This is a genomic window from Fervidobacterium sp. 2310opik-2 (assembly GCF_011057735.1).
Classification (GTDB): Bacteria; Thermotogota; Thermotogae; order Thermotogales; family Fervidobacteriaceae; genus Fervidobacterium; species Fervidobacterium nodosum.
Map to the genome: position 1 here is coordinate 1 of NZ_LNGG01000010.1, position 22,664 is coordinate 22,664.

Sequence of the window (22,664 nt, forward strand, 5' to 3'; positions counted from 1 at the left end):
GGATTATCAAGTTATCTTCTGTTATTTCGCTTTTTGAGTTTGAGAATGTATTTAAAGTTCATGGTGATGAAGTCCAAATAGAGTTAATAACTGATGGACTAAAAGCGTACGAGATAGCAGTAAAATTAAATTTTGATAATGTTGAGCACAGAGAAGTAAGACTAGGTAAAAACAACGAATGTGAATCGAAATTTTCGTTATTTAAGGTGTTTGTGAAAGCGAAAAGGAGCTTCAAGAAATTTAGCAACATACGGTACTATGTAAATGGTTTTTGCGTAGTAAGGAACCTATGCAAGTTATATGAGAACGAAAATGAGATGATTATAGCTTTAGCTTCCATCATCACTACTAGTTAACAGCATCCACTAAAGGTCATCTTCTATATTTATTATAACATAGGTTGGCCTCATTTTCAAGATATTTAATATATCTCATGTATATAGAACAATCAAAATTAAAAATTAACACTTCCACCAACAAATGCGGTTTGGACAAATTCACTGCCATTCCAAATGTATTTTATACCTGCGTATAAATTACTAAAGACTGGGTATGCTAACGTAAGGTGTGCATCAGTATTACTATCGAATAAATTACCGTTCTCGAAAGGTGTATCATCGTATAAATAGCCGTAAAGTACAAGTCCGTTTGTGCCTCCCAATGGAGGAATATTAACAACTCCTTCTCCACTAAACGTCATTTTACCTTCAAAATCGCCCTTTAATCCAACCAAAACTTTCCCGTATTGTTCAAGAATTAGACCAGCTTTAGCTATATATCCAATTTGTTGTTGATAATTTTCAGGTCCAAAACTATCTGAGCCCCTTAAAGCTGGATATCTTCTTCCCAAAAGCCATGGTGCAAAGCCGTTGGAAGCGTAATAAGGACCTGCAACAAGTTGGAAAATACCAAAATCGCCAAATATTCCACCAAACGCACCGTAACTTGTTGTTCCGTCTTTCCAAATTTGTGTATCTGCTTCTACACCCACAGAAAAACCAAGCATAGGAAGCGTCAAAGCACCGCCTGCTATATATTGAACTGGCGTAGCGTTGCTTTCAACTGTCTCCATACCACCAAAAACTGAAAGATCAAAAAGTGCAAGTTTCATAGATGCATTAGCCGTGTAAAGCGTATCTGATTGTCCAAATGTGAAATTAGTTAGTTGTTTAATCTCATATGGTATATGGGCACTTAATTTCAAAGATTCAATTCTTATACCCGCGTCTAACGTTCTAACACTTGGCAGATAGTAACCACTGAAAACAAAGCCCATTCCGTATGTAATGGGTTTCATATTTCCATACCTAAACCAAAATGTCCCAAGGTCTAATCCAAGCGCTGTGATATTAAGTCCATCAATAATATTTGTACTACTTGAAATCCCTGGCGCACCAAAGAAGAACTTTCCAGTTGTTAGATCTGTTGCGTAAGTTGTCAATGTAACACCAAGTGTTAATGGACCAACTGTGAATTCTGGACCAAACTCATAAACCATATAGTTATCTTGACCGATCTTAACAGTACTAACATTCAAATAAAACTCGGAAAAAACTAATGAAGAAAAAAGGACCAAAACCAAAAAATATATAACTTTTCTCACAAAAAACACCTCCAGTTTTCGATGATTGATTTGATGTACGAAAAACTTATATGGTATTACCAAATTTATATGTTTTATTATATCATACTCTGATATTTTAGAGTAAAGGAACCTCATATTTGTTCAAATTAGAAAAAAGCTGGGACTTTTTAGCCCCAGCATAATGCAAAAATTTATCTGATCCGCCTTTTTGAGAGCATAAGAAATTATTTCTTTGCTAACTCATATCCTCTCATAATTGCTTGTTTGTTAACTTCTATAAGCGCTGTTTTTCCGCCACTTAACTTTTTCTCAATGGCTTTGAAAATACTTTCAGTACTAACAACATTTGTCGCTCCAACAACGGCACCAAGCATAACCATGTTGGCAACTTTTAAATTACCAATCTCATCAGCAATTTCGTTACAAGGTATCTTTAACACGTTGATATCATTTCTCTTTGATTCTCTATCGATAACTGATTGATTAAGGAAAAGATAGCCATTTTCCACAACATATGGTTCAAACTTCAATAAAGAGGGGATATTCATAGCTACAACAACTTCTGCCTTGTCTGTAACTGGTGACGCGACTGGTTCGTCACTTACCACTACTGTACAATTTGCTGTACCTCCCCTCATTTCCGGACCATAAGAAGGCATCCATGTAACATTTTTACCCTCAATCATACTTGCAAGAGAGATTATTTGTCCCATCAACATTACACCTTGACCACCAAATCCAGCAAATATCATTCTTGTTGTCATTTCTCATCACCTACTTTATCTACAAATGTTCCAAGAGGATATTCTGGAACCATATGTTCTTCAAGCCATTTTAAAGCAGATATAGGATCAACACCCCAGTTTGTTGGACATGTTGAGAGGACCTCAACCATACCAAAACCAATACCATTAACTTGCGCTAAAAATGCCTTCTTTATAGCTTTCTTTGTCTTTTGAACATCTTGCGGTGTATTTACCTTTGTTCTTGCCAAGAATGCAACTCCTCTTGCCTCTTTTATAATTTCTGCTACGTGTAGAGGATAACCATCGTTTGATGCATCTCTTCCATATGGTGTTGTTGTGGTTTTCATACCAAGTAGTGTTGTCGGGGCCATTTGTCCACCAGTCATACCATATATTGCGTTGTTAACAAATATTGTTGTTATTTTTTCACCTCTGTTTGCGGCATGAACAATTTCAGCTGTACCAATCGCAGCAAGATCACCGTCACCTTGGTATGTGAATACATAGAGATCTGGTCTTGCACGTTTAATACCAGTTGCAACTGCCGGAGCTCTACCGTGTGCAGCAACGGTTGCGTCAGTGTAAAAAAATTGGTAAGCAAAAACAGAACAACCAATAGGGGCAACTGCTATCGTTTTTTCTCTAATACCAAGTTCATCTATAACTTCAGCGACAAGTCTATGGATAATTCCGTGTGTACAACCTGGACAGTATGTAAATTCCCTTTGAGTGAGACTCTCTGGTTTCTTATATATAACTTGGAATGCCATATTTATTACCTCCCGATTTTCGATTTCAAAACTTCAAGTATTTCTTCTGGAGTAGGTACAACTCCGCCAAGTCTTCCGTAGTATTCAACTGGCGCATGGTCTTTAACTGCCATTTTTACATCTTCAAGCATCTGTCCCATATTCATCTCAACATCGAATACTAACTTCTTGCCTTTTGCAATTTCTTCGAGTCTTTCGTATGGGAATGGCCATAAGGTTATTGGTCTGAACAAGCCAACTTTTATACCTTCTTTTCTTGCTTGTTCAACAACACTCTTGGCAATTCTTGCGACTGTACCAAACGCAGTTATAACTATATCCGCATCTTCTAATTTATATTCTTCCCATCTTTTTTCTGTTTTTTCAATAACTTTGTATTTTTCCACCAATCTCAAATTCATCTTTTCAAGAACGTATGGATCTATGTCAAACGATACAACAATATGTTTTTCTCTACCATTTGCACCAGTTAACGCCCAGTCTTCATGTGAAGGTAATGTACTTAAATCTCTAAATTCTGGGAATGTAACTGGCTCCATCATCTGCCCAATAACACCATCTGCAATGATTAATACGGGGTTTCTGTACTTATCTGCTAAATCAAAAGCTAAAACCGTTAGATCTACTGCCTCTTGGACGGTCGAAGGGGCAAGTACTATCAATTTGTAATCTCCGTGCCCGCCTCCTTTTGTTGCCTGCCAATAATCACCTTGCGATGGTTGTATGTCACCCAAACCTGGTCCACCACGAACGACATTAACAAAAACAGCCGGTAATTCAGCACAAGCCATGTAAGAAACACCTTCTTGCATAAGACTGAAACCTGGAGAAGACGTAGAAGTCATAATCCTTGTGCCCGTACATGCAGCACCGTAAACCATATTCACGGCAGAAACTTCACTTTCAGATTGAAGGAACGTTCCATTAACTTCAGGCAATCTTTTTGACATATATTCTGGTAATTCATTTTGCGGTGTGATTGGATAACCAAAAAACAACCTACAACCAGCTCTGATAGCTGCTTCTCCTATCGCTTCAGTACCTTTTACTAACACTCTTTCTGACATCTATTTTCCCTCCCCATTTATGCGCTTTCTACTTCTCTGTAAACAGTTATACAAGTATCTGGACACATGTTATAACAAAAACCACAAGCAATACACTTATCAACGTACTTGGCTTCAGCGGGATGGTAACCTTTTGAATTAAAACCTTCAGAAAAATCAATAACTTTCATAGGGCATACGCTGATACAAAGTCCGCAACCTTTACACCTTTCTTGGTCAATCTCAATCTTACCTTTTACTTTTGGCATCTTATCTCCTCCTTCTAACAAACAAGTTTTATAAAACTTCATGAAATAATTCCGAATTAATATCGAATCAATAATTTTCCATTTTCATAAATCTTTTGATTTTGAAAATGGGATATTTTAAGTCGTCTACGTTTAAAAATTCAGGCACAACGGTAAATTTCACTGGCACCTCTATTATCTCTGACACTTTACTTACTATTTCTTCTCCTTTTTTAATCAACTCTGGGGTTGTTTCATATGAAAGATTTGCGTTGTTTATAAGATAATCAACTTCTATTCTTGCTACTCTTCTCAACTGCTCGTAAGCTTTTATAATTCCATCGACGGTTGATGAAAATGGCCTTGCTATGTTAACCACCATACTAATTTCTGCATTACCAAGATACGGCTTCAAATAACCAAGGACAACTATACCGTTTTCTTCACCACCAACATCGATAACTGTTTTATACTCTTGATTAACAAGGTAACCAATCGCTCCACCAGTTATTATGGGTAAATCCGCATTTCTCAAAGCGCCTTTTGGATACACAGTGACTAATCCCATTTTTTCCAAATCTTCAGCTACGTCTCTTGTTCTAAAATATGGAGAGATTATGTCACCATCGATTATCGCAACTTTTTCGTATTCATCCTTCAATTTCAATGCCCAGTTTATAGCTACTTCCGTTTTTCCACTTCCAAAAAGTCCAATAAAAGCATAGTTTTTTGCTATTTTATTTTCCATATTTTTCACCTTATTCTTAATTTTTGAATTTTTAGACATTCAATTTATTCTCCCAATATATCTTTGCTTCCTCTTGACCCCTTAAAACCCTAAGTGCTCCCAATGCGAGAGCCTTCTCTTCATCTCCACCAGGAAAGACTAAAATCGGTGCAATAAATCCAGCATATTCAGTAAGCCATTTAACCATATAGTCTTTATCGTATGCAAGACCGCCTGTAAGGACTATAGCATCCACATCTCCCTTTAATACCGCCGCCATCTTTCCTATCCATTTGGCTATCTGATATGCCATCGCTTTGTAAACAAGCTCTGCTTCCTTGTTTCCTTCTCTAATCATATTTTGCACGGTCAAACCATCGTTTGTGCCTAAATAATCTACCATTCCACCAGCACCTTTAATTTTCTTTTTCATTTGGTCAAGAGTGTACTTTCCACTGAAGCATAAATCAATTAATTGAGTTAACGGTAGAGTACCACTTCTTTCAGGTGTAAACGGCCCATCACCATCAAGCGCGTTGTTCACATTAACAACTTTCCCTTTTCTATGCGCACCTATTGAAATTCCACCGCCCATGTGAACAACTATTAAATTTACATCTTCGTACTTCTTTCCAAGTTGTGCAGCAGCATTCCTTGCGGTTGCTTTCTGATTTAAAGCGTGGAAAATAGATCTTCTCTTAAACATCGGATGACCAGTATATCTTGCCAAAGGTTCAAGTTCATCCACAACCACTGGATCAACTATAAAAGAAGGTATGTCGTATTTTTTAGTAAATTCATAGGCAATTAATGCACCAAGATTTGATGCATGTTCACCGTTTTTTGCATCTCTAAGAATTTCAAGCATATCCTCTGTCACCTTATAGGTACCTCCGGGTATTGGGTCAAGAAGCCCTCCACGCCCTACAACAGCTGAAAGCTCAGTTGGTTTAACACCAATTTCGTTCAAAAATTTCTCAACAATTGTTGCTCTGAATTCAAATTGATCGGTTAGTTTTGCGTATGGTGCAAGTTCTTCTGCAGAATGTCTGAGAGTTTTAGAAGCCATCATCTCTTCATCTTCAAAAATCGCAACTTTCGTACTTGTTGAACCTGGATTTATAGTCAAAATCTTCACATTATTCACCACCTTTAATTTATCCTTTTATTCTGTCATTAAACATGTAAGTGCTAGAGACAACAATTTTGTTTCATCGCTATCTGCCCTTGACGTTAACGCAACTGGGCATTTTGCACCAATAATCGCAGAAGCAACCTTTGAACCGGCAAGAAAAACCATTGCTTTGTAGAAAATGTTACCAGCTTCTATATCAGGCATGACAAGAATATCCGCATCTCCAGCCACAGGACTTACAATTCCCTTATGTTCGGCAGCTTCTTTAGACACAGCGTTATCTAAAGCAAATGGTCCATCGATAATGCAACCCTTTATCTGGCCTCTATCGTTCATTTTGGCAAGTAATGCGGCATGAACGGTTGCCTCCATCTTTGGATTCACAACTTCTATAGCACCCAATATAGCTACTTTAGGTTTTTCAACACCAACAGCTTTTCTTGCAACAAGGACGGCATTTTCAATAAGGTGAACTTTTTGATCAAGATCTGGCGCAATTGTCATACCTGCATCCGTTACTATTAACAACTTATGGTAAAGAGGTGTTTCGAATATACTAACAAGTGACATGGTTCTACCTGTCTTAAGATTATATTCATCTTTCAAAACAGCCTTCATTAAGTCACCTGTTTTGATATTCCCTTTCATAACAAAGTGTGCTCTCTTATCAACAACTGCCTTCACTGCATCGTCAGCGGGATTCTTAGAATCGATTATTTCGTAATTTTTCAAATCGACTCTAGCTTTTTCAGCAGCAGCTATTATCTTTTGAGTATCCCCGAAAAGAATTCCATCAACTATTCCCTCGTTCCTTGCCATTTCTACGGCTCTTAAAACAACATCATCATCCGCAGCCGCGACCGCAACGATTTTTTTACCGTTATTTTTTGCTTTTTCAAGCAATTCAAATAATTTTGTCATTTTTCATCACCCCATACCTTTTCTTTCTCTTCACCTGTTAATACTCTTAAGGCGCCATAAGCGAGAGCTTCCATTTCCATCTCACCAGGTACAATGAAAATTGGGGCAAATTTGTAGATGTAATCTTTTATCATATTTATAAATTTTTCACTGTAAGCCATTCCACCGGTAAAAACAATTGCATCTACTTTACCTTTCAAAGCTACACACATCGCGCCAACTTCTTGGGCAATTTGATAAGCCATAGCCTCGATAACTTCCATCGCTTTTTTATCAGTTTCAGCCATTTTAAACGCTTCTCTCAGATCGTTTGTACCAAGGTAAGAAACCAATCCACCATGTCCGATGAACATCTTTTTTATTTCTTCTTTAGTATGTTTCCCAGAATAGCAAAGCTTTACAATATCCCCAACCGGCAATTCTCCGGTTCTCTCTACACTAAATGGTCCCTCATCGTTTGCGTTATTAACATCTATCATTCTTCCTTTCTCAAATGGTGCAACGGAAATTCCACTCCCGAGATGTGCAATTACCATGTTCAACTCATCGAATCTCTTTCCAAGTTCTTCAGCAATCCTTATGCCAACTGCCCTCATATTTGAAATATGTGATAAGCTTTTTCTTTCAATATCTTTAATTCCGGAAAGCCTTGCCTCTGGAATCATCTCATCTACACTTACTGGATCGGTTATGTAAACTGGAATTTCTTTTTTGCATTTTTTTGCAAGTTCGTATCCTATAACAGCTGCGAGATTCGAAGCATGTTGGACTTTTGTTTTGTTTAAAAGATAATCAACCATTTTTTCGTCTACTCTGTAAGTCCCACTCTCGACTGGTGGAAGTATCCCTCCGCGCGCTGCGATAGCATCTAAATCTTCTACCTTGAGATTATTCTTTTCTAAAAACTTGATTATAGCTTCTTCTCTTAATTTTTTTTGGTCCATTACTGTTGGGAATCTTTCAAGCTCTTCGACGGAATGCTGAAGGTTTTCTTGGACTAATTTGTTTTTGTCCTCAAAAATAGCGACTTTTGTGCTTGTGGCGCCTGGGTTTATAACGAGAATCTTCATATCAAATCAACCCCTTTTTCTTCCCGTATTTTACAACAACCTCTTTGAGTCTTTTCACACCTTCAATGATCTTTTCTTCAGGTGGTAAGCAGAAAGATAACCTCATAGAAGTGGATACACTATCATCAACGGTAAATGCTTGACCGGGTATGTAGTATATCTTCTTTTCTTTTGCTATTTCGAACATATCCATAGTATCGAAACCTTCAGGAAGAGTCACCCACACAAACAATCCACCTTGTGGATTGACCCATTTTGCACCTGGGATATCTGAGAAATTCTCTTCGAGAGCTTTAATCATGGTATTCTTCTTTTTTCTGTAAAGTTCAATACCAGGTTTTAACTGCTCGAATAAATCGTATCTTTCTAAATACCTTGCGGCAATTCTTTGATTCAAACTTGGACTACAAAGATCTGCAGCTTGCTTTGCCAAGGTTGCTTTTCTAACAATATCAGCACGTCCAATGATTATTCCCAATCTGAGACCTGGTGTAAGAATTTTGCTAAATGTGTTTAAAAGAACAACTCTATCCGGACCTGCCAATTTGTAAAGTGATGGCAAATTTTCACCTTCAAACCTAAGCATTCCATAAGGATCATCTTCTAGAATCAATATATCGTATTTCTCCGCAAGTTCTATTAATCTCTTCCTCTTCTCTAAGCTCATCGTCACGCCGGCGGGATTATGGAAGGTAGGGACTGTGTAAATAAACTTCACTTGGTTTACCAACCCTTTTTCATCTAGCTCCTTCAACTTCTTTTCGAGATAATCGACATCCATACCATCATCTTGTAAAGGTATAGTTTCGAATTTTGGGAAATTAATTCTAAATGCACTTGCAGCACCAAGGTAAACAGGAAATTCGGCTATACATATACTATCTTTGTCTAAGAAAATTCTTGCAATCAGGTCAAGAGCTTGTTGCGAACCCGTGGTAAAAAGCAAATTTTCACGTTCAATTCCGGTTATTCCATACGCTTTTTCAAGGAGTTTTACCATTTGTTTGGCAAGTTCATCATCACCTTCAGTTGTGTTGTATTGTAACGTATATTTATAATCTTTTTCGATAACTTCTTTGGCAATTTCAGCAAGTTCGTGTCTTGGGAACGTTTCTGGATCGGGAACTCCACCGCCAAAAGATATAGAACCTGGTACTGAAGCATACTTTAAAAGTTCCCTAATAAGTGAGGATCTCAAGTTTTTACCTATTTCTGAAAGTTTGCTTTCTAAATCCATCTTTAACCACTCCCCTGCTTTTTATAGAATTTTTGATTTGCTTTTTTGAGTTTGTCCATAAAGTTGTTAGCAAATTTATGCCATATTATCTAATTTAAAAAACATTCAATAAATTTTGAAAATAAGGCTTTATTCAAAAAGTTACAATAAAATTTATGCATTTTTTTGCATGAAAAATTTTGCAAACACTAATATTGATTGATGTTTGTGATTACATATTCAGTTTTCAAGCTTTTTGAATAATATAATTGAAAGAAATACAAGCTAAATTAAAAAAACTTCATAAAGTTATAATTAAAAACTAAATTCCACCGTTAAACAGGTTTGACAATTGATAAAAAATAAGTGTAAATGGTAATTGGTACTATTACACTTGATATTGCCATTTCTATATTACAACAAGGGGAGGTTTAAAACATGGTTAAGAAAAACTTATTGCTTGCTCCAGGACCAACACCGGTACCACACGAAATACTCCTTGAAGGTGCAAAAGAAACAATTCATCACAGAACACCACAGTTTGTAAAAATATTGGAAGAGACTCTTGAATTAACAAAATATGTTTTTCAAACACAGTATCCTGTTTATGTATTAACCGCATCTGGAACCGGTGCACTTGAAACCGCGATGGCAAACCTCGTAAATCCTGGCGAAAAGGCTATCATCGTTAGTGCCGGTAAATTCGGTGAAAGATGGGTTGAAATTGCAAAGGCTTACGGTATCGTACCAGTGGAAATTAAACTCCCATGGGGTAAAGCAGTAACACCAGAGATGATTGAAAAAGCAATGAAAGAAAACCCAGATGCAAAAGTTGTCTTTACAACGTACAGTGAAACATCAACAGGTACAGTTATTGACCTTGAAAATATCGCGAAGTTAACAAAAGGCACAGATGTTATATTAGTAACAGACGCTGTCAGTGGATTGCTAGCTGAACCATTGAAAATGGATGAATGGGGAGTTGACGTAGTTGTCTCAGGCGCTCAAAAAGGTTGGATGCTCCCTCCAGGATTGGCTTTCATAGCTATCAACGACAAAGCATATGCCAAGGTAGAAAAATGTACAAACAGCAGATACTATTTCGACTTGAGGAAATACAAGAAGAGCTCACCAGACAATCCATGGACAACAGCAGTAAACTTAATCTACATGCTTAACAAAGCCGTTAAAATGCTTAAAGAAGAAGGCATTGAAAACGTTTGGGCAAGGCACGCTCTATACGGTGAAGCGACAAGAGCAGCCGTTAAAGCTCTTGGATTAACATTCTTCTCCGAAAGACCAGGTAATGTCCTTACCGCTGTTAATTCACCAGAAGGTATTCCAGCAAGTAAAATTACGAAATTGATGAGGGACAAATACGGCGTTACAATAGCCGCAGGTCAAGAACCAATGAAAGATGAATTATTCAGGATTTCACACCTTGGATACGTTACACCATTCGACATAATCACAGGTATAACAGCCTTGGAATTCGCACTTAGTGAACTTGGTTACAAAGTCGAGATAGGAAAAGGAGTCCTAGCCGCTGAAGAAGTTCTCTTCAAAGGGTTGGTGAAATAATATGAGAGTACATATAAACGATCCTCTTGACAAACAAGCAACAGAAAAACTTGCGTCTTTGCCTAATATTCAATTAACATCTCAACACTACGAAAAAGAAGAACTTATAAAGCTTATGCCAGAAATCGAAATTCTTGTTGTAAGGAGTGCCACAAAAGTTACAGCGGATATAATCGAAGCTGGAACAAAATTGAAAATAATAGGAAGAGCAGGTACAGGTCTTGATAACATTGATGTCAAAGTAGCTGAAGCCAAAGGAATAAAAGTAATCAACACACCAGGTGCAAACAGTATTTCTGTTGCAGAACTCACGATAGGGTTGATGATTGCATGTTCAAGACATATCGCAAGGGGAACAATAGACTTGAAGAACGGTAAATGGACAAAGAAAGAACTTGAAGGTCATGAGCTATACAAAAGAACAGTTGGTATAATTGGTTTTGGAAACATTGGAAGAGAAGTTGCAAAAAGATTGCTCGCCTTTGATATGAATGTATTAGCATACGATCCTATCGTAAAAGAAACTGATATGAACGTAAAACTTGTTGACCTCGACACATTAATTTCCAATAGTGATTACATAACAATTCACGTACCACTTACTCCAGAAACAAAAAACTTAATTAACAAAGACACAATTTCAAAGATGAAAGATGGAGTAATCATAATCAACGCTGCTAGAGGAGGAATAGTAGACGAATCAGCACTTTACGAAGCTCTCTTAAGCGGGAAAATCTACGCAGCGGGTTTAGACGTATTCGAAGTCGAGCCACCAACAGACGAACTTAGACAAAAACTTCTTTCCCTTCCAAATGTTGTTGCAACACCACACGTTGGAGCATCAACATTCGAAGCGCAAGAAAGAGTTGGAATGTTACTAGTCGAAAGATTAATAAAAGAAATAGCTGGGTAAAAAGCTAAATAACAAAACAAAAAAGCAGGTGCTTATTCATTATAGCACCTGCTTTTTTGTTCAAAAACAGTTTTCATCTTATTATCATTATGAAGTTACAACTGATAAAATTTTTAGTAAAATTAAAATTTATTTATTTGAATTACTTTTCATAAAATTATCTAATCAAAAATCAAATTTAATTTTATCACTCTTGACAATTGAGTGATAAAAAAGTATAATATAATCGGAAATTGAAAAAAGTATTAAACCAGAAGCTCTACCAAAGAATATTGATAAATAGAATTTAAATTAAAAAAAACAAAAAGATTGTGGAGGTGGGATTATGTTAGCAAGAAGGGATTACTTCTTCGAACCATTTATGGAATTACAAAAAGAAGTTGACAGACTTTTCAACGAATTTATGAGACCATTGAAAACTGACTTCGAGTTCTATCCACGTGTAGATGCATATGAAACAGAAGATAAAGTAGTTTTAGAATTAGAACTACCAGGCGTCAAAAAGGATGAATTAAAAGTTACAGTAGAAGATGGAGTTCTTAAGATATCTGGTGAAAAGAAAACAGAAAGAGACGAAAAAGGTAGAAACTACAGAATCGTTGAAAGAAGCTTTGGAAAATTCGAAAGGGCATTCATCATACCAGATTACGTAGATGTTAAAAACATTTCGGCAAAATACAACGACGGTGTCCTTACATTAGAAATGCCAAAGAAAAAGGAAGAGAAACCTGCATTGGAAATTAAAATTGAATAAATATTCAAAATACCCAAAAACAGGTTCCTGACTTTTGTCAGGAACCTGTTTTTTTTTACTTAACATATCTTAATGTAAAAAAAGAAATAAACGAAGTTAAATATTCATAAACAAAAATGAACTAAGAAGTTACATACAGTGTCAAACATATATCTATGAGTCACACTGGAGGTGAAAATATGAAAAAGATACTTGTGCTTAGTTTTTTGATCTTGGGATTTGTTTTAGCAATGAGCTTTGAACTATCAGTGTTAGGTGGTATGGAACTGAGTGGAAAGAACAGACCGTACATAGGTGCAAGGGTTGGTACACTTTCAGCCGGAATCTCTCTAATGTTGGAAGCTTACTATCCTTTGTCAACTTTTGAACAGGTACAAGAACTTGATTTCACACAGATTCAGTTTGTAGAGCTAGACCCATATCTGTACATTGGCATACCGATAGGAACAACTTTAATCTATGCAGGAACCGCACCAATTATTATTTTTGATATCGTCAAAACGGATTTTGCAATCTATTCTTACGAACTTTTCCATGCAAAAGTGGGGCTTAGATTTGGCAGTGGAATAGTTTTCTTCATCGAAGGTATGACAACTTTAACTACTTCTTTCCAAACACTTGGCATCTATGCTGTAACGGCTGGCATAGGCATTGGATTTTAGGAGGTAAGCTGACATGAAGAAAATCTTAAATGGTATTTTACTTGCAGTACTTTTAATAATATTTTTATACAGCTGCTCAAATATATCAACAGCACCAAGTATAATACCGCCGGATCCTATAGGCACGACAAAACCTTCTATTGCAACTTATTCTGAAGGTGAAATATACGGTAGCATAGATTTAAATCCTTCATTGCTACCAATAGCTGTACCTGAATATGTTAAGTTTCGTATATCTTTACCAGATATCTCAGAGATTTCAGCAGCCAATCTGAGAGTTTTTGAAGACAATAAAGAACAAGGTGTCATGCTTTACAAAGAATCTTCCATAGCTAAAAAGATTGATATAGCAGTCATATTAGATGTGACAGGAAGTATGGAGAATGCTATAGATGGTCTTAAAAACAGTATTATTGACTTTGCAAATACGCTCTCTGAAAGTGGAATGGACGTTCAAATCGCAATTATTCCATTTGGTGACTATGTGAACCCTCCATCAGATACTATACCTGAACTTGATCCACCATATCTTAATCTTACAACACCAGCAAATGCGAAAGAATATGTTGAATACAAATTAGATGCAAGTGGTGGAGGAGATGGACCGGAGAATCCATATGACGCCATATACGTTGCAGCTAAAGAATTAACTTGGAGATCAGACGCTCAAAAATTCATGATTTTGATAACAGATGCACCTGCACATTATCCAGATGATTATTCTGACTATGCACACTATTCAAAAAATGATTTGAAGCCACTTTTGAAAGGATACTTTACTCTCCATAGCGTACTTGTACCATCTTGGCGGTATTTCCCAGATACCTCAGACTTTTCAAGTCCTGATGATGTTCGTGAATTATCAACAACTACCGGTGGATTAATCCAATATACTGATTATTCCGGTAACGTTGATTTGTCAGCACTTGGTATAATTGAATACATTGAATCATCTTGGATTGTTGCATTTGAAAGTAATTCTTCAGTTGAAAAGCATACTATAGAAGCGTTCTTTGAAAAAGGTGAAATAAAGAGATATTTAAAATTAGAAAATGTTGAATATTAAAATTTTATCTTTTTAAAATAAAAGAGTCAGGATTTTAAAAGTCCTGACTCTTTTTATGTTTCATTATTTATCCAAATATAAATTTTGAAATCTCTTCTTTGGAGAGTTCTTTCCACTTACCTTTTTCCAAACCTTCAAGTGTCAAGTTACCAATTCTAACACGAACGATTTTTTCCCACTCAATGCCTAAAGATATACACATTTTCTTTACCTGATGATATTTACCTTCCACAATAGTTAGAGAAATTATTTTTTCAGAAACTTTTCTTATCTTACCTGGCAAAGTTTTTGTACCTTTCTCTAGTTCTATACCTTCTGAGACCATCTTAACCATGTTTTGCGTAACTTCAACGTTTTCTTTTGTATATATCCAATATTCTTTTTCTATATGTTTCTTTGGTGAAATTAAATTGTGTGTAAATTCACCATCGTTTGTTAAGATAAGCAAGCCCTCAACATCTTTATCAAGTCTTCCGGCTATGTGCAGTTCATTTAGATAAGGATGGTCAATTAAATTAAGCACGCTTGGTTCTCTATCGGACGTGGTAGAAACGAATCCGGAAGGTTTATGAAATATTATATAAACGTTCTTATGTGGTTCTATTCTATTACCATCTAATTCAATTATATCGTCAAGTTTTACGTGAAAATCGGGATTTCTTATAATTTCAAAGTTAACACTTACTCTGCCCTCTTTTATAATCTTTTTTACTTCATTTCTCGTTCCAATGTGAGCATTCGAAAGGAACTTATCTAACCTAATCGATTTTATTTCAGACTCTTTTTTAGAAATTTTTTTGCTCATTGTTTAACCCCTTTTATAGCTTCTATTACTTTTACCACTTCAACGTTTTCTCTAACATCGTGGACTCTAACTATCTCAACATTATGTAATGTGCAATAAGCTGTTATCGCTAATGTACCATTAAGCCTTTCTTCAGGTGGTTTATCTAAAATCATTCCAATCATTGATTTTCTGCTTGCACCAATTAATATCGGTTGGCCTAGAACTCGAAATTCGTCGATTTTATTTAATATTTCAAGATTGTGCTGCAATGTTTTTCCAAAACCGATACCTGGATCTATAATTATTTCTTCAATCCCACAACTTTTCAAGTATTCTATTCTTTCTTTAAAGAAATCAATAATTTCACCTACAACATTATCATACTGAGGATTTTGTTGCATAGTTTTTGGTGTGCCTTTCATGTGCATTATAATTATGGGGCATTTGTAATAAGATACAATATTAATCATTCGTTCATCCATTCTTAAAGCACTAATATCGTTTATTATATCTGCTCCCTCTTCAAGTGACAATTTCGCAACTTCTGCTTTATATGTATCAACCGATATCGGTATATCGAAGTGTTTTCTTATCATCTTTACAGCGGGTACAACCCTTTTAATTTCTTCTTCCAATGGAACAGGATCGGCCCCCGGTCTTGTGCTTTCCCCACCGATATCTATTATTTCCACGCCATCCTTTATCATCTGCTCAACTCTATTGAGCAATTCAAGCTCGTTAACTCTACTGTTAGCATAAAAAGAATCTGGCGTAACATTTATTATTCCCATTACGTTTGTATGATTAGGTCTGAGCAAATTCTTCAATTTATTTACTTTCATAATAATTCTACCTCTCTGGATTAAACTTTTATTTTTCTTTAATTACGATGATTCCGCTAATTCTTACGTTTGGAGGATTTGATGGAATTTTCACACATCCGTATAAATCATTATTTATATGTATAAATCTTCCATCAGGACTTAAGGAAAAAGATATAGCTTTTTCTAAAGTGAAATCTCTTCTATTAAGCAAAATTGTTGATTTGCCATAACTTTGATAAACTTCTCTATACAAGGAAAATTTTCCTTGCGTTGGTCCAACAACTCTGTATCTAACTATTTTTTTATCGCCTTCGATAAATTCGCTAAAGCGTAAAAATTGTTGTGAACCTAAGACAGTCCCAACACTTAAATTAGGGCTTTCTGTAGCATGATTTACATAATCAAATCTTATGTAATTAAGAATATGAAAAGTAGAAATTGTTTCACTGTTATATTTTAGCACACTTTTAAAATGAAACAAAACTTGCGTAAGACTATCGATAGCAACGGAAAATATTATTCCGGCAATCAAAAGTACGACAAGTAATTCAATATAATTCAAGAGAACCCCCACCCCTTGAGATACAGCAAAGACAAACAACAAACAACAAAATAAAAAATGAAAGAATATAAACTAAAGATTAAACTTTTCTTTTGGAGCGTGTTCTTTCGCTATTCTATCCAAAATTCCGTTAACAAACTTTCCACTTTCTTCAGAACCATACTTTTTTGCTATTTCAATCATTTCGTTTATTGTTACTTCAATCGGAATGTTTTCTTCGTAAATTAATTCGTAAGTACCTACTCTCAGTACATTTCTCTCCAAATAAGATAATCTATCGAAACTCCAATTTATCAAATGATTAGAGATAATATTGTCAATCGTCGATAAATTATGAAAAACACCTTCAACATAACGCTTGAAATCTGCTTTAATAGTATTATCGCGTATTTTATTTAAAGTCTCACTAAAAATCTCTTCAAATTCGTTATGTCTAAATTCACGTTGAAAAAACAATTTTACTACCATTTCCCGTAGTACTCTTCTCTTTGATACCAAATTTTTTTCACTCCTGTCTTGAGAAAAATTCTAATTTAAAAATTTAATTATTCTCTTCACTTTTTTCAAATACATTTAAAACAGAAACATTGACCGCTTCCACAATTTTATCTGTCATTTGGGAAACATTCTCAGATATAGCTTTCATAACACTTTTAGAAAATTCTAAAATATTCTCACCATATGGAACTTCTAATTTGACGTTTATTATAACATTATCCTGAGGTGTTCTTTCAACAGTAATGTTTTTTTTCTGCTTTTTAAATTCCTTATCTTCCAGAGGTACATTATAAACAGAACAGAGAGCTCTATATGCTATCTCAACTATAACGTTATCGGCAACTGTTATGTTTCCCATTTTTATCCCCTCTTTCTTTGTGATTCATTACGCTCTTTCGATGTACTCCCCTGTTCTTGTGTCGACCTTAATTTTATCACCAACATTAATAAAGAAAGGCACAGAGATTTTCAAACCTGTTTGAAGTACAGCTGGTTTTCCACCACCAGAAACCGTATCTCCCTTAAAATTGGGTTCAGTTTCGATAACTTCAAGTACAACTGTTGTTGGGAGATTGATTCCTATGGGTTTCTCATCATGCATCACAAGGTCAACTTGTATGTTTTCAATCAGATAGTATTTTGCTTCATCAACTTCACTCTCTGGAATTGCGTATTGTTCGTATGTTTGCAAGTCCATGAAATAGTAGTTTTCTCCATCGTTGTAAAGATATTCTGCTTTTCTAAAAGAAAGCTCGGCTTCTTCAACTTTTTCTCCACTTGCAAAGTTCGCGTCTCTAATTAAACCTGTTGAAAGACTCTTGAGTTTTGTTCTAATCAATCCAGAACCTCTGGCTCTAAAATGTTTGTTTACATCAACGACCCTGTAAATATCTCCTTCGTATTTAATATACATGCCTTTTTCAAGATCACCTACTTCAATCATAAACGCACCTCCGACTTATTTTTATATTTTTAGAAAATAATTTTTATTCGAATTTTAAAACAAGAACAGTTGTATCATCATGTTGCATAGTACCTTGCGAGAATTCAAAAACAGCATTCATAATCTTATCAACTATATCTGTCGCTCTTAAATATCTTGTTCTTAAAACAAGTTCATCCAATCTATCAAAACCGAATTCTTCATTTTTAATGTTCCTAGCTTCAACAACACCATCAGTAAACGCTATAAAGACATCACCCTTTTGTGCTTGTAATTTTTTAACTTCGTATATTCCATCACCAAGTATTCCAAAAGGTGTCCCGGTAGATTCTATTTTGATTATTTTGTTATCTCTAATTATATATAAGGGATCGTGCCCTGCATTAATTATTTCTACAGAGCCATCTGGAAAAACTTTAAATATAATAGCTGTTATAAACCTTCCTGTTTCAAAATCAGAATATATCATTGCATCAAATTGAGAGGCTAACATTCTCAAGTCGTTTGATACCTTTCCAGAAATCCTAAACATACTTCTAAAAGAAGACATTATAAGTGCTGCAGGTAAACCTTTACCAGAAACATCAGCCACACAGCAAATAATCGAACCATCATTCCCTTGAATCACATCGTAATAATCTCCACCAACTTGGACTGCAGAAACACTTTTTGCGCCTATGTCAAAATTCTCGCTAACAGGAAATTTGCTTGGAAGTAATCCTTGCTGGATACTTCTTGCGATTTGTAACTGTTCTTCCAATCTTTTCTTCTCTATTTCACGCTGCAATATTATGTATCGACTGACTGCGGTTAATATCTGTTGCGCAACTGCTTCAGCAATTTTTTTGTCACCAGCTGTAAATGTACGTTTTGAACCTATATTTGAAAGTCCAAAGTAACCATATCTTCCAAGTTCCGAAACAAGTGGAATAAGTATATAACCACCGATATCCTTTTCATAATCAACAAAGACTGTTTCCTCATTTTGCAGGTATTTTTCCTCAAATAGTCCAATTATATTTTCACACTTTTCCTGGTCTAAACCGTAATATTCCGTATAAATATTATTGTTTATTTCTAATTTAATAATACCAAAAGAATAACTTACCGCATTTTTTAGAAGCTTAAGAACGCTTTTTAAAATCATCCAAGGTTCGTCAACTGAAGATATGATCTTATTTATCTCAAAAAGCGCAGATAAACCTTCATATGCGGCTGTTAATTCTTCTAACTGTGCATCTATAAGTTGTTGCAAAGCATCGTAATTCGATCGTTGGTCATACACCCATTTACTTATATACTCAGAAAGTTCATTTAACTTCGTATTTAATGTTTCAAAATCATTTATATCTCCAAGCTCTATATCAAAATTTTCAGCTATTTTTTTACAAGTCTGAACAATTTTACCAAACGTCTCATTTAATTCATTTTCCAACAACGTTTTTAACCTCCTCAATCAGCTGAGTAGGGCTAAAGGGTTTTGTCATAACCTGTTTTGCACCAAGCGAAAGAGCTATTTGTTCATCATTTTGTCCACCTTTTGCTGTGAGAACGATTACAGGTATGTCCTTTATCGATTCATCCTTTTTCATTTCCTTAAGTACTGTGAATCCATCCATCCTCGGCATCATTATATCTAATATAACAACATCTGGACGCCAAGTTCGCATTTTTTCCAACCCATCTATTCCATCAACAGCTTCCTCTACTTCCATTCCCAATTTTCTAAGGTTGTATACTGTTATTTTTCTTAGGACGTCAGAATCATCGACAACAAGTACTTTCATAATATCGTCCCTCCAGTATTTTAGAAACATCTTCGCCATTTACTAATGCTTTCGTTCTAATTGCCAAATATGTTCCTTTTAACAAATATGGATTGAAAATACTACTTCTATCAACAGTATATTTTACCACAAACATATTTTTTTTCAAAGAAACCTCTAAGTTTTTCATTAATTCACGTGGTATGAAAATTTTACCTGAGTGTTTGGTAAAGGCTTTTGAAAAATCGGGTTCATCTTTAAAAAAAGCAATGTACTCATACCCATTGACCATTTTGTTAAGATTTACTTCGCTTTGAAAAATCCTTTGTATTTCAAGGCCATAAGGCAAATTTCGCTTTATTTTATCCCTTACCTCAGCTATGCCTCCATCAGGTAAAACTCTTAGTTTAACACATACGTACAAAGCAAGATCAATCATACCAGTTGGAGTCGAATCAAGAAACGAAACCTTTGGTAAAGGGTGAAATCCTTCAGAAAATTCCATATTTAGCCCGGCACGGTTCAATGTTCTCAATATTGTATTGGATGTTTCCACTGCTGAAAGGTGTCTTAAAAGTCCTTTCTTTTTAAAAAGAACAATTATCTGCATTTTTAATATCCTCTCTCCAAGATTATTTCCAAATTTAATCTCCAAGGTAAACTTTCTTTACTTGTTCATTTTCAAAAACTTCTCCAGGTAAACCTGAAGCAAGTACCTCACCTTTATGAATTACGTAAAGTCTATCGACAATTGGCTTAAGTGCTTCAACCGAATGATCTGTAATAATTACACCTATACCTTTTTCTTTTAATCCAATCACTATTTTCTGAATTTCCTTAACCGTCTTCGGGTCGATACCTATAAAAGGTTCATCTAATAAAACAAACTGTGGTCTAAGTATCATCATTCTTGCTAACTCTAACCTTCTCTTTTCACCACCAGAAAGTGAAAAAGCATATTGCTTTCGTAAATCTTGAATTCCAAACTCATCTAAAACATCGCCTATTAAAATCTCTTTTTCGCTTTTTTTCAATTTCTGAAATTCAAGTACGAGTTTTACATTCTCTTCGACTTTCAGTTCTCGAAAAACCGATGTTTCTTGTTGCAAGTAAGTAATTCCCAGACGAGCTCTCTTGTGAATAGGCATATTTGTTATGTCCTTATCATTGAAAAGAACTTTGCCTTTGTTAGGTATAACAACCCCAAGAATTATATTAAATAAAGTGGTCTTGCCCGATCCGTTCGGACCGAGCAAGCCAACTACTTCACCAGATTTAGCCTCTATATTTACATTTTTTAAAACAACTTTTCTGCCAAATTTTTTGAATATATTTTCACAGACTATCTTACTTTCCATAGTACCGCCCTTATTTGCTATTAGATTATTTCGGCAATTTAATGCTTTATTTCTTTGCTGTTTTTAGGTATTTTATAAACGCATCTGTGATGTTGTATGTTTGACTTCCGTACGCCATCGTTGTGCTATTGAAAATGAAATCATAACCCATTACTTCTGCGTATTCTTTTACTTTTTGAAGTATCTCTGCCTCAATTTGTTGTTGTGTTTGAGCTATTTTGTTGTTTATCGTTTGCTGATATTCCAAATATTTTTGTTGTTTTTGATTTGCATCCTTTATTTTGTCGAGTTCTGCTTGGTATTTCGCTATTTCATCTTGCATCTGTTTTTGGAAATTAATCCACTTATCGTAACTTTGAAGCACTTTGTTTGGATCAATATAGGCAAGTTTAGGACCTGACTTTGAATCAGCAGCCGTACTAACCACAACAGCCAAAATAGTTAAAACCAAAAACAAAACTGGAAACAAATACCTTTTCATAATAGAAGACACCTCCGTTTTTTATAATAGGCTACTTTTAAACTATGTTATTTTGGTTTATTTACATTCTGCAAAATAACAGATGCTGCACCAAGAATGCCAGCTTCTTCTACCAATGGACTTTGAACAATTTTGTAAGTTCCCTTAAAAGATGGCATAACTAAATGTTGCACTTTTTCCCTTATAGGCTCAAATAAAATATCTCCCGCCCTGGAAACTCCTCCACCAACAACAATGATTTCAGGGTTGAATATATGTATAAAATTGGCAATGCCAATTGAAAGTGCGTTCACAACTCTATCGACTATAGCTTTTCCCAAGCCATCTCCCATCTTCGCTGCTTCAAAAACAGATTTGGCGTCGACATTTTCTGATTGAAAAATAACAGATTCTGGAAATTTTTTCTGTCCTTCTAAAGCCATCCTTCTGATAGCGGTTGCACTTGCGAGTGCTTCAAGGCATCCGTAATTACCACATCCACATTGTGGACCGTTTGGTTCTATTATAACATGCCCTAATTCTGTACCTATACCGTTGTGACCTGTTATAAGCATTCCATGGGATATGACACCACCACCGACACCTGTACCAAGTGTAAGCGCAACTATATGATTATAACCTTTGCCCGCACCAAACCATTTTTCACCAAGCACAAATGCATTAGCATCGTTTTCAACGAATACAGGTTTATTTAATTTATTTGAAAGTAAACCCCCAAGTTCAAAATTTACCCACCCTGGAAAATTCGGGGAAAACCTTACTATCCCTTTATCGTGATCAATCGAACCTGGCGAACCAATACCAACACCAATATATTCAATGCCTTCGGTAATTTCTTCTACCGCATCCGCCATCCTTTGGATAACACTATCTCCACCTTCGTTAACCTTTGTTTCACGTTCCAATTTTCTTAATATCTTGCCACTTTCAGCATCAACAAGACCTACTTTGAAAAATGTACCACCAAGATCTATACCTACTACATACATAGCCTTGCCTCCTAAG

The 22,664-nt window shown here is 35.4% G+C and carries 28 protein-coding genes; 6 read left to right on the forward strand and 22 right to left on the reverse strand.

Features of this window, described 5'->3' with window-relative positions; all coding sequences use genetic code 11:
* A partial coding sequence (locus AS161_RS04755; RefSeq protein WP_164541994.1) for a DDE-type integrase/transposase/recombinase occupies positions 1 to 356 on the forward strand: 356 nt, incomplete at its 5' end.
* Between the two features lie 98 nt (positions 357 to 454).
* Here AS161_RS04755 and AS161_RS04760 read toward each other — a convergent pair.
* The 10 genes from AS161_RS04760 to AS161_RS04805 all read right to left on the reverse strand — a co-directional run bounded on the left by AS161_RS04760 (position 455) and on the right by AS161_RS04805 (position 9,485).
* A complete protein-coding gene (locus tag AS161_RS04760) occupies positions 455 to 1,603 on the reverse strand; it encodes a hypothetical protein (protein ID WP_011993304.1) in 1,149 nt (382 codons plus the stop codon).
* A 206-nt stretch (positions 1,604 to 1,809) separates the two neighbouring features.
* Positions 1,810 to 2,349, reverse strand: a complete 540-nt coding sequence (locus tag AS161_RS04765; RefSeq protein WP_011993303.1) for a 2-oxoacid:acceptor oxidoreductase family protein — start codon at positions 2,347 to 2,349, stop codon at positions 1,810 to 1,812.
* The gene (locus tag AS161_RS04770; RefSeq protein WP_011993302.1) at positions 2,346 to 3,101 is read right to left on the reverse strand and encodes a thiamine pyrophosphate-dependent enzyme; all 756 of its coding nucleotides are present in this window, start codon (positions 3,099 to 3,101) and stop codon (positions 2,346 to 2,348) included. The genes AS161_RS04765 and AS161_RS04770 overlap by 4 nt, the downstream gene beginning before the upstream one ends.
* 5 nt (positions 3,102 to 3,106) lie before the next feature.
* The gene (locus AS161_RS04775) at positions 3,107 to 4,168 is read right to left on the reverse strand and encodes a 3-methyl-2-oxobutanoate dehydrogenase subunit VorB (RefSeq protein ID WP_011993301.1); all 1,062 of its coding nucleotides are present in this window, start codon (positions 4,166 to 4,168) and stop codon (positions 3,107 to 3,109) included.
* A gap of 17 nt (positions 4,169 to 4,185) precedes the next feature.
* Entirely contained in the window at positions 4,186 to 4,416 is a 231-nt protein-coding gene (locus AS161_RS04780; protein ID WP_011993300.1) for a ferredoxin family protein, read from the reverse strand.
* Between the two features lie 67 nt (positions 4,417 to 4,483).
* Positions 4,484 to 5,131, reverse strand: a complete 648-nt coding sequence (locus AS161_RS04785; protein WP_041257015.1) for a cobalamin biosynthesis protein CobQ — start codon at positions 5,129 to 5,131, stop codon at positions 4,484 to 4,486.
* Positions 5,132 to 5,174: 43 nt separating this feature from the next.
* A complete protein-coding gene (gene buk / locus AS161_RS04790) occupies positions 5,175 to 6,260 on the reverse strand; it encodes a butyrate kinase (protein ID WP_011993298.1) in 1,086 nt (361 codons plus the stop codon).
* A gap of 27 nt (positions 6,261 to 6,287) precedes the next feature.
* Positions 6,288 to 7,178: a bifunctional enoyl-CoA hydratase/phosphate acetyltransferase gene (locus tag AS161_RS04795; protein ID WP_011993297.1), complete on the reverse strand. Its 891-nt coding sequence runs from the start codon at positions 7,176 to 7,178 to the stop codon at positions 6,288 to 6,290.
* Positions 7,175 to 8,248: a butyrate kinase gene (buk, locus tag AS161_RS04800; RefSeq protein ID WP_011993296.1), complete on the reverse strand. Its 1,074-nt coding sequence runs from the start codon at positions 8,246 to 8,248 to the stop codon at positions 7,175 to 7,177. The genes AS161_RS04795 and buk (AS161_RS04800) overlap by 4 nt, the downstream gene beginning before the upstream one ends.
* 1 nt (position 8,249) lies before the next feature.
* Entirely contained in the window at positions 8,250 to 9,485 is a 1,236-nt protein-coding gene (locus AS161_RS04805; RefSeq protein ID WP_164541995.1) for a PLP-dependent aminotransferase family protein, read from the reverse strand.
* Positions 9,486 to 9,902: 417 nt separating this feature from the next.
* On the opposite strand from AS161_RS04805, the gene AS161_RS04810 reads away from it, so the two are divergent.
* The 5 genes from AS161_RS04810 (at position 9,903) to AS161_RS04830 (ending at position 14,440) form a co-directional block, all read left to right on the forward strand.
* Positions 9,903 to 11,045: an alanine--glyoxylate aminotransferase family protein gene (locus tag AS161_RS04810; RefSeq protein WP_164541996.1), complete on the forward strand. Its 1,143-nt coding sequence runs from the start codon at positions 9,903 to 9,905 to the stop codon at positions 11,043 to 11,045.
* A gap of 1 nt (position 11,046) precedes the next feature.
* Positions 11,047 to 11,958 carry a D-2-hydroxyacid dehydrogenase gene (locus AS161_RS04815; protein ID WP_011993293.1) on the forward strand — a complete coding sequence of 304 codons (912 nt, stop codon included), beginning with the start codon at positions 11,047 to 11,049 and terminating at the stop codon, positions 11,956 to 11,958.
* A gap of 325 nt (positions 11,959 to 12,283) precedes the next feature.
* Entirely contained in the window at positions 12,284 to 12,712 is a 429-nt protein-coding gene (locus AS161_RS04820; protein WP_011993292.1) for an Hsp20/alpha crystallin family protein, read from the forward strand.
* 179 nt (positions 12,713 to 12,891) lie between these two features.
* A complete protein-coding gene (locus AS161_RS04825; protein WP_011993291.1) occupies positions 12,892 to 13,374 on the forward strand; it encodes a hypothetical protein in 483 nt (160 codons plus the stop codon).
* Between the two features lie 13 nt (positions 13,375 to 13,387).
* On the forward strand, positions 13,388 to 14,440 hold the full coding sequence (locus AS161_RS04830) for a vWA domain-containing protein (RefSeq protein WP_164541997.1): 1,053 nt from the start codon (positions 13,388 to 13,390) through the stop codon (positions 14,438 to 14,440).
* A 67-nt stretch (positions 14,441 to 14,507) separates the two neighbouring features.
* On the opposite strand, the gene AS161_RS04835 is transcribed toward AS161_RS04830, so the two are convergent.
* The 12 genes from AS161_RS04835 to AS161_RS04890 form a co-directional block, all read right to left on the reverse strand.
* Positions 14,508 to 15,245: a pseudouridine synthase gene (locus AS161_RS04835; protein ID WP_011993289.1), complete on the reverse strand. Its 738-nt coding sequence runs from the start codon at positions 15,243 to 15,245 to the stop codon at positions 14,508 to 14,510.
* Positions 15,242 to 16,069: a dihydropteroate synthase gene (gene folP / locus AS161_RS04840; RefSeq protein WP_011993288.1), complete on the reverse strand. Its 828-nt coding sequence runs from the start codon at positions 16,067 to 16,069 to the stop codon at positions 15,242 to 15,244. The genes AS161_RS04835 and folP overlap by 4 nt, the downstream gene beginning before the upstream one ends.
* Before the next feature lie 28 nt (positions 16,070 to 16,097).
* A complete protein-coding gene (locus tag AS161_RS04845) occupies positions 16,098 to 16,613 on the reverse strand; it encodes a hypothetical protein (RefSeq protein ID WP_164541998.1) in 516 nt (171 codons plus the stop codon).
* Between the two features lie 72 nt (positions 16,614 to 16,685).
* Positions 16,686 to 17,111: a transcription antitermination factor NusB gene (gene nusB / locus AS161_RS04850; RefSeq protein WP_011993286.1), complete on the reverse strand. Its 426-nt coding sequence runs from the start codon at positions 17,109 to 17,111 to the stop codon at positions 16,686 to 16,688.
* A gap of 43 nt (positions 17,112 to 17,154) precedes the next feature.
* Positions 17,155 to 17,469, reverse strand: coding sequence for an Asp23/Gls24 family envelope stress response protein (locus AS161_RS04855; protein ID WP_011993285.1), 315 nt, complete (start codon positions 17,467 to 17,469; stop codon positions 17,155 to 17,157).
* 27 nt (positions 17,470 to 17,496) lie between these two features.
* Complete coding sequence (efp, locus tag AS161_RS04860; protein ID WP_164541999.1) at positions 17,497 to 18,054, reverse strand: elongation factor P; 558 nt, start codon at positions 18,052 to 18,054, stop codon at positions 17,497 to 17,499.
* Positions 18,055 to 18,097: 43 nt separating this feature from the next.
* The gene (locus AS161_RS04865) at positions 18,098 to 19,492 is read right to left on the reverse strand and encodes a PP2C family protein-serine/threonine phosphatase (RefSeq protein ID WP_011993283.1); all 1,395 of its coding nucleotides are present in this window, start codon (positions 19,490 to 19,492) and stop codon (positions 18,098 to 18,100) included.
* Positions 19,479 to 19,841 carry a response regulator gene (locus AS161_RS04870; RefSeq protein WP_164542000.1) on the reverse strand — a complete coding sequence of 121 codons (363 nt, stop codon included), beginning with the start codon at positions 19,839 to 19,841 and terminating at the stop codon, positions 19,479 to 19,481. The genes AS161_RS04865 and AS161_RS04870 overlap by 14 nt, the downstream gene beginning before the upstream one ends.
* Positions 19,819 to 20,430 (reverse strand): TIGR03936 family radical SAM-associated protein, encoded by a 612-nt coding sequence (locus tag AS161_RS04875; protein ID WP_164542001.1) that lies wholly within the window; start codon positions 20,428 to 20,430, stop codon positions 19,819 to 19,821. Before AS161_RS04875 ends, AS161_RS04870 begins: the two co-directional genes overlap by 23 nt.
* Positions 20,431 to 20,464: 34 nt before the next feature.
* Positions 20,465 to 21,178: an LPS export ABC transporter ATP-binding protein gene (gene lptB / locus AS161_RS04880; RefSeq protein ID WP_164542002.1), complete on the reverse strand. Its 714-nt coding sequence runs from the start codon at positions 21,176 to 21,178 to the stop codon at positions 20,465 to 20,467.
* A gap of 46 nt (positions 21,179 to 21,224) precedes the next feature.
* A complete protein-coding gene (locus tag AS161_RS04885) occupies positions 21,225 to 21,659 on the reverse strand; it encodes an OmpH family outer membrane protein (RefSeq protein WP_011993279.1) in 435 nt (144 codons plus the stop codon).
* Between the two features lie 47 nt (positions 21,660 to 21,706).
* Positions 21,707 to 22,648, reverse strand: a complete 942-nt coding sequence (locus tag AS161_RS04890) for an ROK family protein (RefSeq protein WP_164542003.1) — start codon at positions 22,646 to 22,648, stop codon at positions 21,707 to 21,709.
* Positions 22,649 to 22,664: the final 16 nt, after the last annotated feature.